Raw genomic sequence first — 19,370 nt, 5'->3', positions numbered from 1 at the left:
AAGCCTTAGGAGTAGCGCTGCAGGAAGAGTGCCTCGGCTGCGGCAATATTTTCGATCTCGGTGGGATCCACCGACTCATTGGCGGAGTGAATGGTGCACTTGGGCTCCTCCACACCGTAGAGGGCGATCTCCGCGTTAGGATGCGCCTCTTGCAGCTCGGTGGTTAGCGGAATGGAACCGCCCATGCCCTGTGCGGCGGTCTCTGCGTTATAGGCCTCGGAAAGGCATTCGCCTAGCAGAGCAGCGGCTGGCTTTTCCGGATCGGTGGCAAAGCCGGCATTGGACTCGAGCACCTCGGCCTTGACGTGGGCGCCCCAAGGGGTGTGGCTGCGGAGGTGCGCACAGACGGCGTCGGCAATCGCGGCGGCATCGGCGCCAGCCGGAACGCGCAGGTTGAGCTGGGCGGAAGCGGTAGCGGGCACGGCGTTGACTGCTTCTGCAACCGGGGTAGAGGTAAAGCCGGTCACGGTAATGGCTGGGCGGGACCAGACCATATTCGCCACCGGGGTGGCGCCAGCCGGGTCATCTTCGCCCATGATCTTGGTGCCCTCCAGCAGCTGTGCATCGGCACGGAAGGCCTCGGCCGAGTATTCCTGGCCGGACCACTCGGCGGTGGTATCTACGCCATCGATAACGGTGCGGCCGTACTCATCGGATAGGGAGTCGATGGCGCGCATCAGGGCTTTGGCGGCGTCCGGGGCCGCGCCACCAAATTGGCCGGAGTGAACGCCGGCGGCCAGCGTATCGACCTGCACACCAATCTGCGCGCCGCCGCGTAGGGAAGTGGTCAAGGTCGGCTGGCCTACGGCGGAGTTGCCGGCATCGGCGATGAGGATGGCATCGGCCGCAAAAAGCTCCGGGCGGTCCTTGATGAGCTGGGACAGGCCCTCGCCGCCGCGTTCCTCAGAACCCTCGATGAGGTACTTCAGGTTGACCTTGGTGCCGCCGTTACTGTCCACCGCGCGCAGGGCCGCTAGGTGCATGGCCACGTTGCCCTTGCAATCGGCGGCGCCGCGGCCGTACCAACGAGTAGAGCCATCGGCGGCCTGGCGCTCAGCAAGGGTAAAAGGATCAGAATCCCACGCTTCGCGGTTGCCCGCCGGTACTACGTCATAGTGGGAGTAAAGCAGGACGGTTTTGGCCCCCTCGTCGCCCTTGCGCTCGCCCAAGATGGCGGTGGAGCCATCGGCCGTGGTGATGGTTTCCACGCTCACTCCGGCTTCTTCGAGTGCGGACTTAACCCACTGGCTCGCGCCCTTGGTCTGGTCCTCCAAGCCTTCCTCATTGTGGACGGAGTTGAAGGCTACGAGCTCGCTGAGCTGGCGGAAAATGGTCTCGCGGTCGTTGCGGATGCTTTCATTAAGTGCAGTCATGTGTACTACCGTACCCGCCCTGCCCAAGCTATAGAGCAACCGGAATAGGAAAACGCTGGGGTGGTGAACTAAAATTTATTCATTCCACCCTGTGCGGATTTTGTCCGTTCGGACCCTATTCCGGCGAGGAATCGGGGCCAAACAGACAGGAACGGACGTGGCAGGCTGCGGTTTGTTACGCGGGGTGAAACGAGAAACTTTCATAGCCGAGAATAGAAAGGACCTGGCATGGCGAACGCATCATCCGCCGCAGGTTCCAAGGCCACCCTGCCCGAGCTGACTCTGCGCGGCATTATCATCGGCGGCCTGATTACCCTCATCTTCACCGCTGCCAACGTGTACCTAGGCCTGAAGGTGGGCTTGACCTTTGCTACCTCCATTCCCGCTGCCGTGATTTCCATGGCAGTATTGCGCCATTTCAAAGGTCATAACATTAAAGAAAATAATATTGTCCAGACCATCGCCTCTGCTGCGGGCACCTTGTCCGCCATCATCTTCGTCCTCCCGGGCCTAGTGATGGTGGGGTACTGGCAGGGCTTCGGCTTCCTGCAGACGGCCGGTGTGTGCATCATCGGCGGCGTGCTGGGCGTGATGTATTCCATTCCGTTGCGCCGCGCTTTGGTAACGGGCTCCGATCTGCCCTACCCGGAGGGCGTGGCCGCGGCCGAGGTCCTCAAGGTGGGCGATGAAAATGCTTCCGGCGCCAGCCAGGAAGAAAATGCCAAGGGCCTGCGCATCATCGTCGCCGGCGGTATTACCTCGGCCGTCATGGCGCTGCTGACCGCAATGAAGGCGGCCGCCTCTGAGGTCACCGCCTATTTCAAATTCGGCGCCGGCGCGACCACCCTGGGCACAAGCCTTTCTACCGCCCTTATCGGCGTGGGCCACTTGGTGGGCCTGCCGGTGGGCATCGCCATGCTGGTTGGCGTAGTGATTTCCTATTTCATCTTGCTGCCCATTTTCACCACCGGTGATATTTCGGGCGCCACCGCGCTTGCCGACGTCGTCGATACCACCTTCTCCGATGACATCCGCTTCATCGGCGTGGGCACCATGGCCATTGCCGCTATCTGGACCCTGCTGAAGATTGCCGGGCCCATTGCGCTGGGTATCCGCCAGTCGCTAGCCTCCTCGCGCGCCCGTAAGTCCGGTTCCGCCGTGGATGTGACCGAGCGAGATATTCCCTTCCCCTATGTTGCCACCACCATCGTGGCGTTTATGGTGCCCATCGCGCTGCTGCTGTGGGACTTCGTGCAGGGTACCGATATCCATGACCACATGGCCGTGCTCATTACAGTCTCCGTCCTCTTTACCCTGTTGGTAGGCCTGATTATCGCCTCCGTGTGCGGCTACATGGCCGGCCTGATTGGTGCGTCTAACTCGCCAATTTCCTCCATCGGTATCATTGCCGTGCTTGCTGCCTCGCTGCTCATCGCCGCCGTTACCCGCGGCACCAGCGCTGATCCTTTGTCCTTGGTGGCGTATACGCTCTTTACCGCGGCCATTGTCTTTGGTATTGCCACCATTTCCAATGACAACCTGCAGGACCTGAAGACCGGCGCACTCGTTGGCGCTACCCCGTGGAAGCAGCAGGTAGCGCTCATTATCGGCGTGGTCTTCGGCTCCCTAGTCATCCCGCCGATTTTGCAGGTCATGCTCAACGGCTTCGGCTTCCAAGGCATGGAGGGTGCCGGCGAAGACGCCTTGGCCGCCCCACAGGCCGCCTTGATGTCTTCGGTTGCCTCCGGCATCTTCGATAGCTCGCTGGATTGGGACCTCATCTTTATCGGCATGGCCATCGGCGCTGTCCTCATTATTATTGACGAGCTCCTGCGCAAGTTCACCGATAAGTACTCATTGTCCCCGCTGGCAGCTGGCATGGGTATGTACCTGCCGGCCGCGCTGACCATCGTCATCCCCATCGGCGCCATCCTGGGCACTTTCTACGATAAGTGGGCCGCGAAGCAATCCCGCCCCGAGTTTGCCAAGCGCATGGGAACCCTCCTGGCTACCGGCTTGATCGTGGGTGAGTCCCTCTTCGGCGTGGTCAATGCCGGCATTATCGCCGCTGCTGGCGGTGATAGCCCGCTGGAAATCTTTGAGGGTGGTGCCTCCGCCACCGTGGTAGGCGTGATCCTCTTCATTATCGCGCTAACGTTCATCTACCGCTGGACCAAGCGCACGGTGAAGAGCTCCTAGTTCCTGATCCATTCCTTATATAATGGCGTCCCTTCGCGGGGGCGCCATTTTTTCTTGCAGTCGCGGTGGGAGAGTGCCAGAATGGTCGTTAGCACTCGCACAGTATGAGTGCTAGATAAATCTACATCGTTGTGGTTGAGGTTGGTTCACACTCACCAGCCATGCCGTCGCGGGCGTCCGCAGCGAGAAAGACGTGAGTGTCGTCCTCAATAAACCAAGGAGCACAAACACAATGGCAAAGATTATCGCTTTTGATGAAGAGGCCCGCCGCGGCCTTGAGCGCGGCCTAAACACGCTTGCCGACGCCGTCAAGGTCACCCTCGGCCCTAAGGGCCGCAACGTCGTCCTGGAAAAGTCCTGGGGCGCCCCGACCATTACCAACGACGGTGTTTCCATCGCTCGCGAAATCGAGCTCGAGGATGCTTACGAGAAGATCGGCGCCGAGCTGGTCAAGGAAGTTGCCAAGAAGACTGACGACGTCGCAGGCGACGGCACCACCACCGCAACCGTGCTGGCACAGGCTCTAGTACGCGAGGGTCTGCGCAACGTAGCCGCAGGTTCCAACCCAATGGGCATCAAGCGCGGCATCGAGACCGCAACCAAGAAGGTTGTGGACTCCCTGCTGTCTTCCGCCAAGGAAGTAGAAACCCAGGAGCAGATTGCTACCACCGCTGGCATCTCCGCTGCTGACCCGGCCATCGGCGAGAAGATCGCCGAGGCTATGTACACCGTGGGCAACGGCTCCGTAAACAAGGACTCCGTTATCACCGTGGAAGAGTCCAATACCTTCGGTGTTGACCTCGAGGTAACCGAGGGCATGCGCTTTGACAAGGGCTACATCTCCGGCTACTTCGCTACTGATATGGAGCGCCAGGAGGCAGTCCTGGAGGACCCATATATCCTGCTGGTCTCTTCCAAGATCTCCAATATCAAGGACCTCGTTCCGCTGTTGGAGAAGGTCATGCAGTCCGGCAAGCCGCTGCTGATCATCGCCGAGGACGTTGAGGGCGAGGCCCTGTCCACCCTCGTGGTGAACAAGATCCGCGGCACCTTCAAGTCCGTTGCCGTTAAGGCTCCTGGCTTCGGCGATCGCCGCAAGGCCACCCTGCAGGACATGGCCATCCTCACTGGCGGCCAGGTCATCTCCGAAGAGGTCGGCCTCTCCCTCGAGACCGCCGAGCTCGAGTACCTGGGCCAGGCACGCAAGGTCGTTGTCACCAAGGATGAGACCACCATCGTTCAGGGTGCTGGCTCCCAGGAGCAGATCGACGGCCGCATCAAGCAGATTCGCGCTGAGATCGAAAGCTCCGATTCCGATTACGACCGTGAGAAGCTCCAGGAGCGCCTGGCTAAGCTCTCCGGCGGCGTTGCCGTCCTTAAGGTCGGCGCCGCTACCGAGGTCGAGCTCAAGGAGCGCAAGCACCGCATCGAGGATGCAGTCCGCAACGCAAAGGCTGCCGTGGAAGAAGGCATCGTTGCCGGCGGTGGCGTAGCCCTGCTGCAGGCTGCTTCCGTCCTGGATTCCCTGGATGACCTCAAGGGCGATGAGGCTACCGGCGTCAAGATCGTCCGCGAGGCCCTGTCCGCACCGCTGAAGCAGATCGCACACAACGCTGGTCTGGAGCCGGGCGTTGTTGCTGACAAGGTTTCCTCCCTGCCAGCAGGCGAGGGCCTGAACGCTGCTACCGGTGAGTACGTCAACCTCATGGAGGCTGGCATCAATGACCCGGTCAAGGTCACCCGCTCCGCACTGCAGAACGCTGCTTCCATTGCAGCTCTGTTCCTGACCACCGAGGCCGTCGTTGCCGACAAGCCTGAGCCGGCCGGAGCCAACAACGGCATGCCGGACGCTGACGCCATGGGCGGCATGGGCTTCTAACGCCCTATACCCCATAGGCCGCCAATAACAACGGGCCTAGCATCAGCCTGAGCGCCCCGTTTCTGTGCTTTAGAGCGCATGAAACGGGGCGCTTCGGCGTGTCTGCACCATTTTCATTAAGTGATGCGATATGTGAACGCTGCGTCTTTACGAGATGACTTTCCGAATGTGCTCGTCATAGTCGGTTTCAATTGGGGCTGGAGATCGGAGAGCTTTTGGGAAATTCACCGCGCTATATGGCTCGCGATTCTCCGCCACAGCTTTTAACATGCGAACCATGCACCCCAGTGACCCCGTATAGGGGTAGCTGAAGGGGCGGAATTTAAAAAGGTTTTTCGCTCTCGGAGAGTGGGTTTTGCGCCTACCTATCGTTCGTTACTCCGGAAGCGTTACAGTGTTAAGCCTGAGCTAACCTAGCTATTTAAAGCGTAATGTAAAAGCCCAGTTTAGTAGCCTTTCAGTTAAGGTAAAAAATTTTAATGCCTCCAAAAGCCATAAACTTATTCCTATCAAGTTGCCTGCGTGATGGGGCATCTATGCAAATTTGACTTGATTTCGTTCAAACTTGTGTCAAAATATCTTTTGTGACGCCCGCTGAGGGTGTCTGCAAACTGCAAACCCCTCCGCGGCAGTAGCTTCGGATCTATTTTAGGAGTTCAAACATGGATCTCTCCACCATTCAGATGCACTTGGATAACTTCGTAACTACCTGGGAAGGCTGGGGCAAGATTGTTCAGGGCATCCAGGACTGGAAAGGCGTCGCTGAAGGATTTGAGGCCCTGAAGGAAGCTTTCGAGACTTTCGGTAACGGCTTGGAAGAACTGAGCTCCAAGTAAGCAAGACCTTTCCATCAACCAACCTTCAATAAGGAGACACTAAAATGCAGGAACTTTCCTCCAACTTCGGCAGCTTCGTAGAATTGAGCAGCAATTTGTTCAACTCTATCCACGAGGTTCTTTCTCCGCTGCTGTCCATTGCTGAAGGCGCTTCCAAGCTGATCGGCATGTTCGTATAAGAACATCCTCCAGTTCTGAGCTTTAAAGCTCACTGAAGCAAGAAGGTCTACCGTCTCGGTAGGCCTTCTTTTCGTTTTGGTGGCTGTTTAGGGAAGGGATAACTTCTTAGGGAAGGGATAACTTCGAAAGTTTAACGCGCTTGCTGTCTATATTCGGGTTACACTTAATGCATGGCTGATATTAAAGACGACGATCTTCCCGAGATTGACCTGGCAAAAACAGACGGCTACGTCGTCGACGGAACCGATGAGGATGACCCTTCGCTGATCATGCCGGATGGTTCCCCGGTTCAGACTTGGCGTGAAAATTACCCCTACGATGAACGCATGACTCGCGATGAGTACGAGTCCGTTAAGCGTGCGCTGCAGATTGAATTGCTGAAGTGGCAGAACTGGACCAAGGAAACTGGTCAGCGTCATATTATTATCTTTGAGGGGCGCGACGCAGCCGGTAAAGGCGGCACTATCAAGCGCTTTAACGAACACCTGAACCCGCGCGGTGCCCGCACAGTGGCATTGGAAAAGCCGTCGCCGCGTGAGTCCACCTCGTGGTACTTCCAGCGTTACATCGAGCATTTCCCGGCCGGTGGTGAAATCGTCTTCTTTGACCGCTCTTGGTATAACCGTTCCGGGGTGGAGCGGGTTATGGGCTTTTGTACCGAAAGTCAGCACGCGGAATTCCTTCGCGAGGTTCCGATGCTGGAGAATATGATTCTGGGCTCGGGTATCTCCCTGACCAAGCTGTGGTTCTCGGTTACTCGTAAGGAGCAGCGCACTCGCTTCGCTATTCGCCAGATTGACCCAGTGCGCCAGTGGAAATTGTCCCCGATGGACTTGGCCTCGCTGGATAAGTGGGACGACTACACCCGTGCTAAGGAAGAGCAGTTCCGTTATACGGATACGGAAGAGTCGCCGTGGATTACCATTAAGTCCAACGACAAGAAGCGTGCCCGCATTAACGCTATGCGCTATGTACTGTCCAAGTTCGAGTATACGAACAAGGATCACGAGCTGGTGGGCGAGGTTGATGAGAATATTGTTAAGCGTGGTCGCGACCAGATTGGTGACTAAGCTTTAGCTGGATTAGCCATCACGACGGCGGGAAACTCGGAAACTTCGAGTTTCCCGCTTTTTGTATTAAGGGGGTAACGGGGGTGGATTTGGGCAATAGTTTTGGCAAAATTTGTTCTTCCTAAAAGTCCGTTTCCGTGCGGTTATTTTACGGAACCGTAGGTTACATAATTGGAAGTTATTTGTGCTTTATATCGTCGCGTATTTAGCATCACTGTTATCTCAATCTCATCCAGGAAAGCACTATGAGATACAACACTAAAGAGGAGACGGTGATGATGAAGAAGCATGTAACCGCTTGCTTGACGGCGGCTGCTGTCATGGCGGCACCAGTGGCGGTATCTGGAACGTTTACAGTTGGCGCAGCTGCTCAAGAGGCACCGGCCCCAACGGCAGACCAGAAGCCAGATGTATTGGGACGCCCGACCGTCTCTGACAAGCAGGTTTCTGACGAGGATGGCTACTTCGATAGCCAGCGCGGTCAGGGTGTAAAGATTTACTACCGGAAGCAGAAGGTGGCAAACCCACGCGGTGCGGTGGTTTTGGCGCACGGTGTATCTGAGCACTCGGGGCGTTACGATTACGTCGCCAAGCGCTTGCTCGATGCAGGCTACAACGTCTACCGCGTAGATCACCGCGGCCACGGCAAATCCGCCGGCGGCAGCGTACCGATGGGGCATATCGATAATTTCCAGTACATCCTCGATGATTTCGACCGTGTCGTGGACATGGCGAAGGAAGAAAATCAGGGAGTAAAGACCTTCCTGCTGGGCCACTCGATGGGCTCGCTGACCGTGGAGGCCTATGGCATTCGTGAGCCGGGCAAGGTCGATGGCATCATCACTAACGGTGGCGGCGCGCCGCTGAACCTTTCGGGCAAGAATGTTGCGGGAAAGAACATCACGCCGGATGATATTTCTGAGACCCAGAAGAAGCTGGATCCCACCATCTTTGAACGCTTGCCGCTAGCCCAACTCACCAGCTTTAATGCGAACTATGCGCAGAACCTGATTCCGCACCGCACCGAAATCGGCGCACAATCGCCGGAGTGGAGCAAGGACATTCAGCTGTCTAATCCATTTACGGATGGTATCTCCACTAACCAAGCGGTGAAGGACGAGTATGCCTCTAGCCCGCTCATTGCGCAGAAGACCAGTGCCGGCACGGCCTTGCAGCTGGCGGCAATTGCGAATTACGACGCCGTCAATGCGGACCTCTTCACCGCACCGACGCTCATCATGCACGGCACCAAAGACGGCATCGTTCCGCCGTACTTCTCCCAGGATTGGTATAACTCCATCTCCTCCAAGGACGTGGAGTACGTGACCTGGGAGGGGCAGAAGCACGGGGTCTTTAATGAGCCGGCTGCCGATCAGGCTCTCGATACCGTCGTGGACTGGCTCGACCGCCACGCCTAAATTCACGCGGACCTCAAAGTGAGGACTCTTGGCAGGCATGTAGTGCTTGCCAAGAGTTTACGTATATGTAACCGTGTCGTTGCCCAGGACGGATAGAAATTGAATTATGAAAAATAAACTCTGTGCTTTCTCATCTATCCTGGCGCTCACCGGAATGGTGGGCGCACCTGTTGCGGCGGCCCAGTCGTCGCTTCCGGGTTCCTCCTTTGGTTCTTCTTTGGGGTCATCGTTAGGCTCTTCTTGGAGGTCTTCCCAGAGCTCGTCCGAGGGGTCCTCGGCGGGAGACGATGTGCAGCCGGGGGAAGGCACAGAATCGCGGGTGCTGTGGCTGGAAAGCTTCGACGGGGTGGATACCCCGGCATGGTTTACTCACCGCGCGCCGGAAGGGTGGAAGACCGACGTGCACGGCGTGGACTCGGGCGAGGCCCGCTGGAAGGGCTGGACTTTTGGCGATATGCGCCATTGGACCTGGGCATCTGGTACCGATATGCGCCACTATTTCACCCAGGCGCATGACACCTTCGCCATCATCGACAACAAGCAGCAGCGCTTGGCCGAAGGCGATTCCATGACCGCGGGTCTAAAGAGCCCGGCCATCCCGGTGGCGGGGCAGGAGCGGGTGAATGTGGAATTCGACCACCATTACCGCCAGGGCAAGGACGGGCAAAATGCCAAGGTGACTGTCTCCTTCGATGGCGGGGAAGCCCAGGAAATCGCCGTCTTTGATAAGGATGTCTTCTCCAAGCACGAGTCCATTGGCGTGGACGTGCCAGCCGGCGCGAAGAATATGCAGGTTAGCTTCAGCTACAACAACGGCAATGATGACTGGTGGTGGGCGGTGGATAACGTGGGCGTCGTCAAGCCGCTCGGTGAGCTTCAGGGCTCGCCGCAGGCTACCGTGGACGTGCTTTCCGACGTCCAGGGCGACCCCCAAGACTACAAAGACGCGGTCCGCCAGTTGAACGGTATGGAGGACAAGGCCGAGGCGCTGGTGCTCAACGGCGACCTCGTGGACGATGGCTCGCAGCAGCAGTGGGATGATTTCTTGGCCGCGCACAGCGAGGTGCCGCACGATTCGGGCAAGGAATTGTGGACCATCGGCAACCACGAAATGTATGGCAAGGAAGGCTCTAAGACTTACCTGGATCGCTTTCTCAAATACTCCGGCCAGGATAAACCGTGGAAGGAAGAAGTGGTGGATGGGGTGCCGCTCATTTCGGTAAATACCGAGTTTTATTCCGATATTCTGCGCCACGGCAAGGAGCCGTTCCAGCGCATCAGCAAGGAGCAGCTCGATTGGCTAGATGAGCGCCTGGCTTATTGGGATGCTAAGGGCACTCCGGCGTTGGTCTTTAGCCATCCGCTGCTGCCGCAGACGGTATCGATGTCTCATTCGGCGTGGTACCAGAATGACTTTGAGGACCTCGAGGCGCTATCCAACGTGGTCAATAAGTACAACAACATCGTGTGGTTTAGCAGCCACAGCCACTCTTCGCTGCGTCAGAATAACTGGTGGGGAACCCGCCGCTATGACGGCACTGGTGAGGCTGGCCGTACCGGCTTCCCCGTGGTCAACACCGGCGCCATTCTCAATGAGTACCTACCGGATGGCGATAACGACGAAAAAATTGTTAAGGAAAAGGAAGAGGCCTCCACCGGACTGCGGGTCAAGGTGTTTGCTGACCGTGTCCGGGTGGAGGCCTGGGACTTCAAGTCCGGCGAGATGATTAAATTTCAAGATTTTGCGCGGTAGGCAGCAGGTGCGGCCTACCGCGACATAGGAGAAGGTGGCTCCTGTAGCCCTACCGCCGCCATGGCTCGATGGGGTTGCCCTGCCACACGGCGTTGGTGGGCACGCGGTCACCGCGCATAACCAGCGAGCCGGGCCCCACGGTGGAGGCGGTGCCAATGAGCGAGGCCGGCAAAGCTACCGAGTGAGCGGCCAGCGTGGCACCGTCCTGGATGGTAACGGTATCCAAGCTCATCACGCGGTCCTGGAAAAGGTGGGTTTGCACCACGGTGCCAGGGCCAACGGTGGCGGCCTCACCGATGCGGATGAGGTCCGTTTCCGGGAACCAATAGGAATCGATCCACGCGCCGCGGCCGATCTTCACGCCGAGGGCGCGCAGGCCCAGGTTGATCTCGCCGGAGCCGTAGGTGTGTTGGAAGAACCACGGCGCGGCGACAACTTCCACGAAGGCGTCCTGCAGCTCGTTGAGCCAGACAAAAGCGGACCACAGTGGGTGGTCGGCCGCGCGGTGCTTGCCCACGCAGATCCACTTGACGGCGACGGTGACGGCCATGGCCACGGCACCCATACCCATGAGGATGAGGCCGGAGAGGAGCCAGGTGAGGGGGAAACCGAGGGCGTCGAGAAGCGAGTAGTACACGCCAAGCGTCGCGGCAAGCAGCATGGCAGAAAACATGGGCGCCAGAAGGCGCATGGTTTCCACCACGCCGCGGGCGGCCTTCACCGCAAAGCCCGGGTTATAGGTCAGCGCCTCACCCGAGTTGGCGGGGGAGTCTACCTCCACCGTCACGCGGCGCATGCGCTCTGGAGGAGCACCCCACCAGTTGGCGCCGGCCTTGGTTTTCTTCGGAGTAGAAGAAAGCACGGCAACGAGCGAGTTCTTCGATAGCTTGCGGCCGGGTGCGGTGATGCCGGAGTTACCCACGAAGGAGCGCTTGCCTACCTTGGTTTCGCCGGTGCGCATCCAGCCGCCGCCGAGTTCGTAGCCGCCAATCATGGTGTCATCGGCCAGGAAGGCGCCTTCTTTGACCTCGGTGAGCTTGGGGATCATCACCGCGGTGGAAATTTCCACGTTGGTGCCGATCTGCGCGCCGAGCGTGCGCAGCCACGTCGGGGTGAGCTGCGAGGCATAGAGCGGGAAGAGCTTGGTGCGCGCCTCGTCCATGAGGCGTTCGATGGCCCACAGACGCCAGCCCTTGACCGAACGCACAGGCGTTACGCCCGGGCTAATGCCGAGGGAGAGAATGCGCACGCCCAACCAAGTCTGCAGCATATAGGTGGCAAAGGCTGCCAGCGCACCGACAGGTGCGAAGAAGATCGCGCCGATAAAGCCATCGCCGCCGGTGGACTGCACGAGGGTGAGAACAAGGGCCGCGCCAACCGCCAGCGCCACGACCGGCTGGATGGCCAGCAGGACGGAGGTGGCGTCATAGATGGCCACCCACCACGGCCGACGCTTTGGCGTATGGGACGGGAAGCGGTGCTTGGAGCGGCCCACCTTTTGGGCAGGGGAGCCGGACCAGCGCTGGCCGTCCTTGATCTTCTTTCGGCCAGTGACGGTGGAACCGGCCTCCACGTGGGCGTACTTGCCCACCACGGTGCCAGGCAGCAGCGTGGAGCGCGCGCCCACGCGGGCGCCTTCCTTCACGTCGATGGCGCCCACGTGCAAGATATCGCCGTCTAGCCAGTAGCCGGAAAGATCCACCTCGGGCTCGATGGCGGCGTGCTTGCCCAGGGTGAGCAGGCCGGTAACTGGCGGCAGGGAGTGCAGGTCCACGCCGCGCTTGACCTTGACTCCGAGCGCACGGGCGTAGTTATTCACGCGCGTGGCACCGGCCAGGGAGCTCGCGCCAGCGGCATTAGCCCAGCGCTCAGCCGCCCAGATGCGTAGGTGCGTAGAACCGCCGCGCGGGTAGTCTCCAGGCTTAATGCCGGCCGTAATGAGCCGCGCACCGTAGCCGCCGAGGGGGATGCGCCCCACCGGGGTGACAAAGACAATGAGCATGGCGATGACCAGCCACCACGGGAAAGCAGTGGCCCACTCGAAGCCCAGTGATGCCGCCACGGTGGAGCCCAACATAAGCCAAGCCAGCCAGCTGGATGCGGCCAGGGTCATGACCGGAATCTGAATCAAGGTCTGGGCGAGGCGGGTGCCAAAGCCGACCTTGGTGACCTCGCGCATGGGGACGTCGGCAGCCGCGGGGCGCGGCTCGGCGCCGCCGATGAGCTCCGCCAGAGAACCCAAGCGCGGGTGATCGTAGAGGTCGCGCACGGCCACGGTGGGGTAGCGCTCCCTGATATGCCCCACCAGGGTCGCGGCCGCCAGGGAGGTACCGCCGAGCGAGAAGAAGTCGGCGTTCTCATCCTCCACGGATACACCGAGGGTTTCCACCCATAGCTCCGCGAGCCATTTTTCGGTCTCGGTCAGCGTGGTCGATTCCACGCCCACTCCAGGCAGCGGCCACGGCAGGGCCTTCTTATCCACCTTGCCGGAGGTGCGCACCGGTAGCTCCTCCATCACGCAGATGCGCGGGACGAGTGCAGCCGGCATGGTATCGGCCAGGCGCGCATGCGCGGCCTCATGATCGAAGCCCTTGGACTCATCCTCGAGGGAAACATAGCCCACCAGAACGGACTCGCCGCCGGGAGTCTTTTGCACGGCCACGGCCGAGTTGTAGACGTTATCTAGCGCCGCAACATTAGCTTCGACCTCGCCGAGCTCGATGCGGCGCCCGCCAATCTTTACTTGGTCATCCACGCGGCCGACGAAGTACAGCCCGTCTTCTTCCAGGCGAACGTGGTCACCGGTGCGATAGGCGCGCTGCCAGCCCATGGACTCCAGCGGTGCGTATTTTTCCGCGTCCTTGGCCGGATCCAGATAGGACGCCAGTCCCACGCCGCCGATTACCAGCTCGCCGACGCCGCCCATTTCCACGGGCATGCCCTGCTTATCGACGACCACCAGGTCCCAACCGTTAAGCGGCAATCCAATGGACACCGGCCGGCCCGGCAGCATCTGCTGCGCACAGGCGACGACGGTGGCCTCGGTGGGGCCGTAGGTATTCCACATCTCGCGGTCCTCGGTGGCCAAACGGTCCACCAATTCTTGCGAGCAGGCCTCGCCGCCGACGATGAGTAGGCGGATATTGTCGAGAGCCTCGGCCGGCCAGAGGCCCGCCAGGGTGGGCACGGTAGACACGACGGTGATGTCGCGGCGGATGAGCCATGGGCCCAAATCCATGCCGGAACGCACCAGAGACCGCGGTGCTGGGACCAGGCAGCCGCCGTGGCCCCAGGCCAGCCACATCTCCTCGCAGGAGGCATCGAAGGCGACGGACAAGCCGGCGAGCACGCGATCCTCAGGACCTAAGGGCCCGTGCGGGTGGTTGACCAAAAAGAGGCTCGCTTCCGCGTCCACGAAGGCGGCCGCGGAACGATGGCTGACGGCCACGCCTTTAGGCTTGCCGGTCGAACCTGAGGTGAAGATGATCCACGCGGTGTCCTCCGGGCGTGGAGCATTCGTCTCCTCGGCAGGGGCGTCCGGGCGCGCGGAGTCCCGCAGGAAGCGGAATCCGTCGTCCGTGAAAACGCCATCGATATCGGCTTCGCCGAAAACCATCTCGGCGCGCTCGTCAGGGTCATCGGCGTCGACAGGCACATAGGCTGCGCCTGCCGCCAAGGTCGCCAAAATGGCGAGGTAGAGCTCGCGTTTGCCGGAGGTCATCCTAATGCCGATGCGATCGCCGCGGCGCACGCCATTGGCGTGCAGCTCGGCAGCCCATGCCTCGACCTCGTGGATGAGCTCGGAATAGGTGATGATTTCGCCGTCATCAAGCGCGGCGGCATCGGGGTTCATTTCCGCGGTGGTGGTAATGATGTCCCACAGCGTGCGCGGCCGCGGTGCCGCGCTTCCTAGAAGGTACTGCTGTGGGACGAGCGATTCGGGACCCGCCATTTATGCCTCTTCTTCGTCCGCGGCAATGATGGACTTAGCCAACTTTCGCAGATGCTTGAGCTGCTTATTGGTGGACTCATCCAATGCCTCGTCCTCGGCGGTAGCGACCAGCACCGCCAGGTCCTTGTGGGCCTTTGTGCCCTTTTTGGTGGAAGCGACGATCTGGCGGCGGCGATCCTTTGGGTCGCGTTCGCGCTTTGCCCAGCCGCGGTCCTCGAGGGCGTCGATAAGACGCACCATGTCAGAGGCGTCAATGGCCAGGGTTTCGGACAGATAAGACTGCGACGCGGCATCCGCGTCGACCAGACAGGTAAGGACCCAGTACTCGCGCAGCGTTGTCTGCTTGGTCTGCAAAGCAGCCTCTACGCCATCGCGGGTGCGGCGGCGGAGGCGCTCCAATTGGAACGACGGGGACTCGAGCAGGGTCGTTGGGATTACAGAATTATTCGTGGAAGCCATACCATCATCATAATCCCAAAAGATTGGTTAAGGCCAATTAATCCGTTTCGATGGGGAGCCCAGAAGCCTTCCACTTATCCGTGCCGCCATCCACATTGATGGTGTCCCAGCCCAGCGCATGTTCTAGATACTGGCAGACCTGCATGCTGCGACCGCCTGCGTGGCAGATTACGTAGATATCCTTATCTGGGTCGATTTCCTGGATGCGACCCGTAATCTCGCTCATCGGGATATGGGTTGCGCCTTTCGCACGTTCCACTGCCCACTCGTCGTTTTCGCGGACGTCAATAAGCTGTGCGCCTTCTGGTACTTCATGTGGTTGAACGTTTTTCATGCCATTTACCTTAGTTACTCGTGTGCTTGTGGATCAGCCGCGCGGTGTCGGTGCGCTAGTGCTGGAACCGCCAGTAGTGGTGCCACTGCCAGGGTGGGTTTATGAACTCGCCCTTCCCCCGCACAATGGCTAGTACCTGGTTGACGGCCACATCGAGGTGGTGATCAATCGTGGCGGCGGTGAAGTGGAGGGGCTTGTAACCTCTTTGGACGGCGTCGTTAAGCTTCTGGCGGTCAATCTCGAACCGTTGCCGGTTCTCGCCGTGGTGGTAGGCGTAGCCGTCAACCTCTATGGCCAGCTTGTGATCCTCTAAGAGTAAGTCCCAGCGGTAAGGGCCGATGTAGCTGTTATTGCGGACGGTGACATGCCGCCGGAGCGCGCGGGTGAGGCTGCGCTCCGGCACGCTATCGGCGCCAAGGATGGTGTTTTCCACTACGCGCCGGGTGTGTCGCGGGAAGCGCTGGAAGTCGAGCATGTGGCCCTCCATTTGTGCAGCCCCGTACTGGCCCGAAAAGTAGGCCTCCAGGAAGGCGACAGCGTCTTCTTCGGCCATGATTTCTGTGGCTTGTAGTGGATTGCACACATTAATTCCATTTAGCTGGCCGAGCGCTTTCGGCCGGGCGCGGCGGCTGCGAAAGTACGGGCTGGAAGCCATGGTTCCCGCGCGCAGGAAATAGAGCGGGAAGCGTAGGGCTTTGCCTAGGTGATGGTGGGCGCACGAGTAGCCGTCGAGTGCCGAGTCCGGCCAGTGCTGAGAGACGATTTCCGCGAGTTCGCGCGGCGAAGGCTCCCTTTCGGTGTAGAGGCCGTGGCAGATTTTCAAGGCTTGGTTATTGGTAGCACGGCGCGCGGCCGTGCGCGTGGTGAAGATTTTCATGCGCCCACCCCTAGGCGTTTAATTCGATCATTTAGGTCCCCCGAGGCCGGTGGTTTCGGCCTGCTATGTGATCGAATTGTACTGCCGGGGCGGGTCGGTGTCGCGGGGAGAGCGTACGGAGGAGGGGAAGCAGGAAAAAGGGCGTTTCGATCAAATACGGTCTGGGAAACCGCCGCTTTCGCGGTGCTATTTGATCGAAACGCCCGGGAGGCGCCCTGGGGCCGGCCCTGGCCCCGCGCCAGGGGCTCAAAAGCTTACTTGAAGCGAGCCTTTGCCTCGTCGAGGATCTTTTCTGCCTCAGCCTTGTCGCCCCAGCCGGAGCCAGTGACTTCCTTGTTCGGCTCCAGGTCCTTGTAGTGGACGAAGAAGTGCTCGATTTCGTCCTTGATGTGCTGCTCCACATCGTTGATGTCTTGGTAGCGCTCCCAGCGTGGGTCATCGATGACGGCGAGCAGCTTGTCGTCGCCGCCGGCCTCGTCGGTCATCTTGAACACGCCGACGATGCGGGCCTCAACGACAACGCCCGGGAAGACCGGCTCCGGCAGGATGACTAGGGCGTCGAGAGGATCGCCGTCTTCGCCCAGGGTGTGGTCGATGAAGCCGTAGTCAGCCGGGTAGGCCATCGGGGTGAACAGGTAACGGTCGAGGTAGACCTTGCCGGACTCGTGGTCAACCTCGTACTTGTTGCGGGAGCCCTTCGGGATTTCAATGGTTACTTCAACGCTCACAGCGATGTCCTCCATGGGGGATTGGGTATCAATTACTGCCCATAGTCTAGCGCGTTGCGGATTCGCGCTAGGGTTAAAGGCAATGAAAACAAAGCATGTTTGGTGGTCAGCGACCGCGCTCGTGGTAGCGGCAGCGGTCGGAGGTACGGCTGCGCTGGGCGTTACCCTCCAGCGCGAATACGGCGATCTCTCACACGGAGAAGCACAGGCGGTGCAGGCTCCTGAGGAGCCTTTGCGCACCGCCGAGCCGGGGGAAGCGGACCTGGATGCGCTAAGCGCGAAGCTGGACGAGCTCTCTAAGAATAAGGACCTTGCCACGTTCGGCGGCGAGGTAATTGATACCGAGACCGGGGACGTGGTGTGGCAGCGGGACGCGGATAAGCGGCTGACCCCGGCCTCGTCCACGAAGGTGCTCACTACCGCGGCGGCGACGTTGGCGCTGGATGAGAACGAGAAAATCACCACTAAGGTCTACCGCGGTGCGAATGAGAAGAACGTGGTCATCAAGGCTGCGGGTGATGTATGGATGACCCACGAGCAGCTCGATGACTTAGCTGAGCAGATTTCTCAGAACATCGATCAGGTCGATGGCGTGTTCATTGATACCTCTGCGTGGAAAGGCGAGCCGCAGGCTCCGGGCTGGGACCCGGAAAACGTGGACGGCGGTTTCGTCGCGCCGATGGAACCGGCCATGCTCTACGGCGGACGTTTGGGGGCGACGACGGGGGATGTGCCGCGCAGCCATACGCCGGCTTTGGACGTCGCTAAGCAGCTGGGCGAACGCCTCGGCGCAAGCGAGGCAGGCATGGGCTCCGTGGCCGAGAATGCGCAGGAAGTAGCGAGTGTGGACTCGGCGCCGCTGTCGGACCGCGCCCGAGAGATGGTGCGTCATTCCGATAATGTCATGGCCGAGGCCATTGCCCGCGAGTTGGCTGTGTCCCGCGGTAAAGAGGCCAGCTTTGAAGGCGATACGCAGGCCACGCTTGAGGTCCTGCGGGAGCAGGGATTCGACGTTGAGGGCGTGGATATTAAGGACAATTCCGGGTTATCGGAAGACAATCGGCTCACGGCCGGGCTTTTGACGCAACTTATTAATGGGGCGGTGAAGGATCCGCACCTACGCCCGTTGGTGTCCTACCTGCCGGTGGCAGGTGGCGATGGCACCTTGTATGAGCGTTACGGCGATTCCGCGGCCAAGGGCTATGTGCGTGCCAAGACCGGCACGCTGACGGGTGTTTCGGCCCTGGCCGGTACCGCGCAGGGCAATTCGGGGCGTGTGTATGCTTTTGCCTTCCTCGTCAATGGCGGCGATATCCAGGCCGCTCGCCAGGCCCAAGACGCGTTGGCTTCTGCGCTGCATGAGTTCTAAAAAGCCCTTTTGGCCGCGGGTCTCACCGCACTTTTTAGCTTGTCGACGCGGCGTGCGCGCCGCCTCCCTCAACCGCACCGTGGCGGTGGGACTTTCCGGAGGCGCGGATTCTTTGGCGCTGCTGGCGGCGCTGGTGGCTGAGGGGCACGACGTGCTCGCATTATGCGTGGACCACCGCTTGCAAGAGGGGTCGCGGGCGCAAGCCGAGCGCGCTGCTGAGCAAGCCCGAGAACTGGGCGCGCGGGCGCGGGTGCTCAGCGTTGAGGCCGGCGGGGCGGGTCCAGAGTCGATGGAGGCGGCCGCGCGGGTGGCGCGGTACCGGGCCCTAGCCGCCGCCAGTGCGGCCGAAGAGCTAGAAGTAGCCGTGGCGCACACGGCCGATGACCAGGCGGAAACGCTGCTGCTGGGGGCGCTGCGCGGGCGAGTGACCGGCATGAGCGAGCGCAGCGAGGTGGAAGGCGCCCGCGTGGTGCGCCCACTATTAGGCGTGCGCCGCGCCGATACCGAGGGCACCTGCGCGGAATTGGGGCTTTCGGTGTGGCAGGATCCGCAGAATGCGGACACGAGTTTCCGCCGCGTGGCGCTGCGCCGCGAGGTAATCCCGCAGCTGAGCCGCATCATTGGCGGGGATGCGGTGCCAGCGCTGGCGCAAGCGGCCACCGACGCCGCGCTTGACGACGCCGCCCTCTACACCCCACCCACCACGGACTGCGCGGAGCTGGCGGCAATGGCAGAACCGCGGCGTCGGCGAGCGATCGCGGCGTGGCTAGTCAGCGAAGGGGTAGAGGTGACGCGGAGGGGAGTGGGGGACGTCGCTAAGCTGTGTACCCACTGGCATGGGCAAGGGCCGGTGGCTGTGCGATCGGCGCGGCAGGTGGGGCAGAGGTTGGAAGTAGCCCGTATAGGTGGCAAACTGGCACTGTTGTCTGGTCATTAAAGGAGC

General features: G+C 60.4%; 15 protein-coding genes. 9 read left to right on the top strand and 6 right to left on the bottom strand.

The window, feature by feature from the left end:
* Nucleotides 1-5: 5 nt before the first annotated feature.
* The gene (locus WMP96_RS06590; RefSeq protein ID WP_340432492.1) at nucleotides 6-1,373 is read right to left on the bottom strand and encodes a M20/M25/M40 family metallo-hydrolase; all 1,368 of its coding nucleotides are present in this window, start codon (nucleotides 1,371-1,373) and stop codon (nucleotides 6-8) included.
* A gap of 228 nt (nucleotides 1,374-1,601) precedes the next feature.
* On the opposite strand from WMP96_RS06590, the gene WMP96_RS06585 reads away from it, so the two are divergent.
* From WMP96_RS06585 to WMP96_RS06555, 7 genes are all read left to right on the top strand, one after another.
* Nucleotides 1,602-3,572, top strand: a complete 1,971-nt coding sequence (locus WMP96_RS06585; protein WP_340432489.1) for an OPT family oligopeptide transporter — start codon at nucleotides 1,602-1,604, stop codon at nucleotides 3,570-3,572.
* 232 nt (nucleotides 3,573-3,804) lie between these two features.
* The gene (gene groL, locus WMP96_RS06580; protein ID WP_023019954.1) at nucleotides 3,805-5,451 is read left to right on the top strand and encodes a chaperonin GroEL; all 1,647 of its coding nucleotides are present in this window, start codon (nucleotides 3,805-3,807) and stop codon (nucleotides 5,449-5,451) included.
* 662 nt (nucleotides 5,452-6,113) lie between these two features.
* Nucleotides 6,114-6,287, top strand: coding sequence for a hypothetical protein (locus WMP96_RS06575; protein WP_023019953.1), 174 nt, complete (start codon nucleotides 6,114-6,116; stop codon nucleotides 6,285-6,287).
* 44 nt (nucleotides 6,288-6,331) lie between these two features.
* Nucleotides 6,332-6,466, top strand: coding sequence for a hypothetical protein (locus WMP96_RS06570; protein ID WP_023019952.1), 135 nt, complete (start codon nucleotides 6,332-6,334; stop codon nucleotides 6,464-6,466).
* A 171-nt stretch (nucleotides 6,467-6,637) separates the two neighbouring features.
* A complete protein-coding gene (ppk2, locus tag WMP96_RS06565; protein WP_023019951.1) occupies nucleotides 6,638-7,537 on the top strand; it encodes a polyphosphate kinase 2 in 900 nt (299 codons plus the stop codon).
* Between the two features lie 245 nt (nucleotides 7,538-7,782).
* Complete coding sequence (locus WMP96_RS06560; RefSeq protein ID WP_340432486.1) at nucleotides 7,783-8,955, top strand: alpha/beta hydrolase; 1,173 nt, start codon at nucleotides 7,783-7,785, stop codon at nucleotides 8,953-8,955.
* A 106-nt stretch (nucleotides 8,956-9,061) separates the two neighbouring features.
* Nucleotides 9,062-10,708, top strand: coding sequence for a metallophosphoesterase family protein (locus WMP96_RS06555; protein ID WP_301716399.1), 1,647 nt, complete (start codon nucleotides 9,062-9,064; stop codon nucleotides 10,706-10,708).
* A gap of 49 nt (nucleotides 10,709-10,757) precedes the next feature.
* Here the strand turns inward: WMP96_RS06555 and WMP96_RS06550 are convergent, their stop codons facing one another.
* From WMP96_RS06550 to WMP96_RS06530, 5 genes are all read right to left on the bottom strand, one after another.
* On the bottom strand, nucleotides 10,758-14,660 hold the full coding sequence (locus tag WMP96_RS06550) for a Pls/PosA family non-ribosomal peptide synthetase (protein WP_250410823.1): 3,903 nt from the start codon (nucleotides 14,658-14,660) through the stop codon (nucleotides 10,758-10,760).
* Nucleotides 14,661-15,119, bottom strand: coding sequence for a MarR family winged helix-turn-helix transcriptional regulator (locus WMP96_RS06545; protein ID WP_023019947.1), 459 nt, complete (start codon nucleotides 15,117-15,119; stop codon nucleotides 14,661-14,663). It abuts the gene before it with no gap.
* A gap of 37 nt (nucleotides 15,120-15,156) precedes the next feature.
* On the bottom strand, nucleotides 15,157-15,453 hold the full coding sequence (locus WMP96_RS06540) for a rhodanese-like domain-containing protein (protein ID WP_086588224.1): 297 nt from the start codon (nucleotides 15,451-15,453) through the stop codon (nucleotides 15,157-15,159).
* Between the two features lie 55 nt (nucleotides 15,454-15,508).
* The gene (locus WMP96_RS06535; RefSeq protein WP_301716397.1) at nucleotides 15,509-16,330 is read right to left on the bottom strand and encodes an endonuclease domain-containing protein; all 822 of its coding nucleotides are present in this window, start codon (nucleotides 16,328-16,330) and stop codon (nucleotides 15,509-15,511) included.
* 254 nt (nucleotides 16,331-16,584) lie between these two features.
* Nucleotides 16,585-17,058 (bottom strand): inorganic diphosphatase, encoded by a 474-nt coding sequence (locus WMP96_RS06530; RefSeq protein WP_005329894.1) that lies wholly within the window; start codon nucleotides 17,056-17,058, stop codon nucleotides 16,585-16,587.
* Between the two features lie 82 nt (nucleotides 17,059-17,140).
* On the opposite strand from WMP96_RS06530, the gene dacB reads away from it, so the two are divergent.
* Entirely contained in the window at nucleotides 17,141-18,427 is a 1,287-nt protein-coding gene (gene dacB, locus WMP96_RS06525; protein WP_301716396.1) for a D-alanyl-D-alanine carboxypeptidase/D-alanyl-D-alanine endopeptidase, read from the top strand.
* The gene (tilS, locus tag WMP96_RS06520; RefSeq protein WP_301716395.1) at nucleotides 18,417-19,364 is read left to right on the top strand and encodes a tRNA lysidine(34) synthetase TilS; all 948 of its coding nucleotides are present in this window, start codon (nucleotides 18,417-18,419) and stop codon (nucleotides 19,362-19,364) included. Before dacB ends, tilS begins: the two co-directional genes overlap by 11 nt.
* Nucleotides 19,365-19,370: the final 6 nt, after the last annotated feature.

Source organism: Corynebacterium sp. KPL4035, assembly GCF_037908325.1.
Lineage (GTDB): Bacteria > Actinomycetota > Actinomycetes > Mycobacteriales > Mycobacteriaceae > Corynebacterium > Corynebacterium kefirresidentii.
Note: the sequence above shows the minus strand (reverse complement) of the source record. Positions and strands in the feature narration are given on the sequence as shown.

What these genes read in the sequence shown, in the direction of transcription:
- ppk2 (WP_023019951.1), top strand. Translation starts at nt 6,638, where the DNA reads ATGGCTGATATTAAAGACGACGATCTTCCCGAGATTGACCTGGCAAAA.
- dacB (WP_301716396.1), top strand. Translation starts at nt 17,141, where the DNA reads ATGAAAACAAAGCATGTTTGGTGGTCAGCGACCGCGCTCGTGGTAGCG.
- tilS (WP_301716395.1), top strand. Translation starts at nt 18,417, where the DNA reads ATGAGTTCTAAAAAGCCCTTTTGGCCGCGGGTCTCACCGCACTTTTTA.
- WMP96_RS06585 (WP_340432489.1), top strand. Translation starts at nt 1,602, where the DNA reads ATGGCGAACGCATCATCCGCCGCAGGTTCCAAGGCCACCCTGCCCGAG.
- WMP96_RS06555 (WP_301716399.1), top strand. Translation starts at nt 9,062, where the DNA reads ATGAAAAATAAACTCTGTGCTTTCTCATCTATCCTGGCGCTCACCGGA.
- WMP96_RS06560 (WP_340432486.1), top strand. Translation starts at nt 7,783, where the DNA reads ATGAGATACAACACTAAAGAGGAGACGGTGATGATGAAGAAGCATGTA.
- WMP96_RS06550 (WP_250410823.1), bottom strand. Translation starts at nt 14,660, where the DNA reads ATGGCGGGTCCCGAATCGCTCGTCCCACAGCAGTACCTTCTAGGAAGC.
- WMP96_RS06570 (WP_023019952.1), top strand. Translation starts at nt 6,332, where the DNA reads ATGCAGGAACTTTCCTCCAACTTCGGCAGCTTCGTAGAATTGAGCAGC.
- WMP96_RS06540 (WP_086588224.1), bottom strand. Translation starts at nt 15,453, where the DNA reads ATGAAAAACGTTCAACCACATGAAGTACCAGAAGGCGCACAGCTTATT.
- WMP96_RS06535 (WP_301716397.1), bottom strand. Translation starts at nt 16,330, where the DNA reads ATGAAAATCTTCACCACGCGCACGGCCGCGCGCCGTGCTACCAATAAC.
- WMP96_RS06545 (WP_023019947.1), bottom strand. Translation starts at nt 15,119, where the DNA reads ATGGCTTCCACGAATAATTCTGTAATCCCAACGACCCTGCTCGAGTCC.
- WMP96_RS06575 (WP_023019953.1), top strand. Translation starts at nt 6,114, where the DNA reads ATGGATCTCTCCACCATTCAGATGCACTTGGATAACTTCGTAACTACC.
- WMP96_RS06590 (WP_340432492.1), bottom strand. Translation starts at nt 1,373, where the DNA reads ATGACTGCACTTAATGAAAGCATCCGCAACGACCGCGAGACCATTTTC.
- groL (WP_023019954.1), top strand. Translation starts at nt 3,805, where the DNA reads ATGGCAAAGATTATCGCTTTTGATGAAGAGGCCCGCCGCGGCCTTGAG.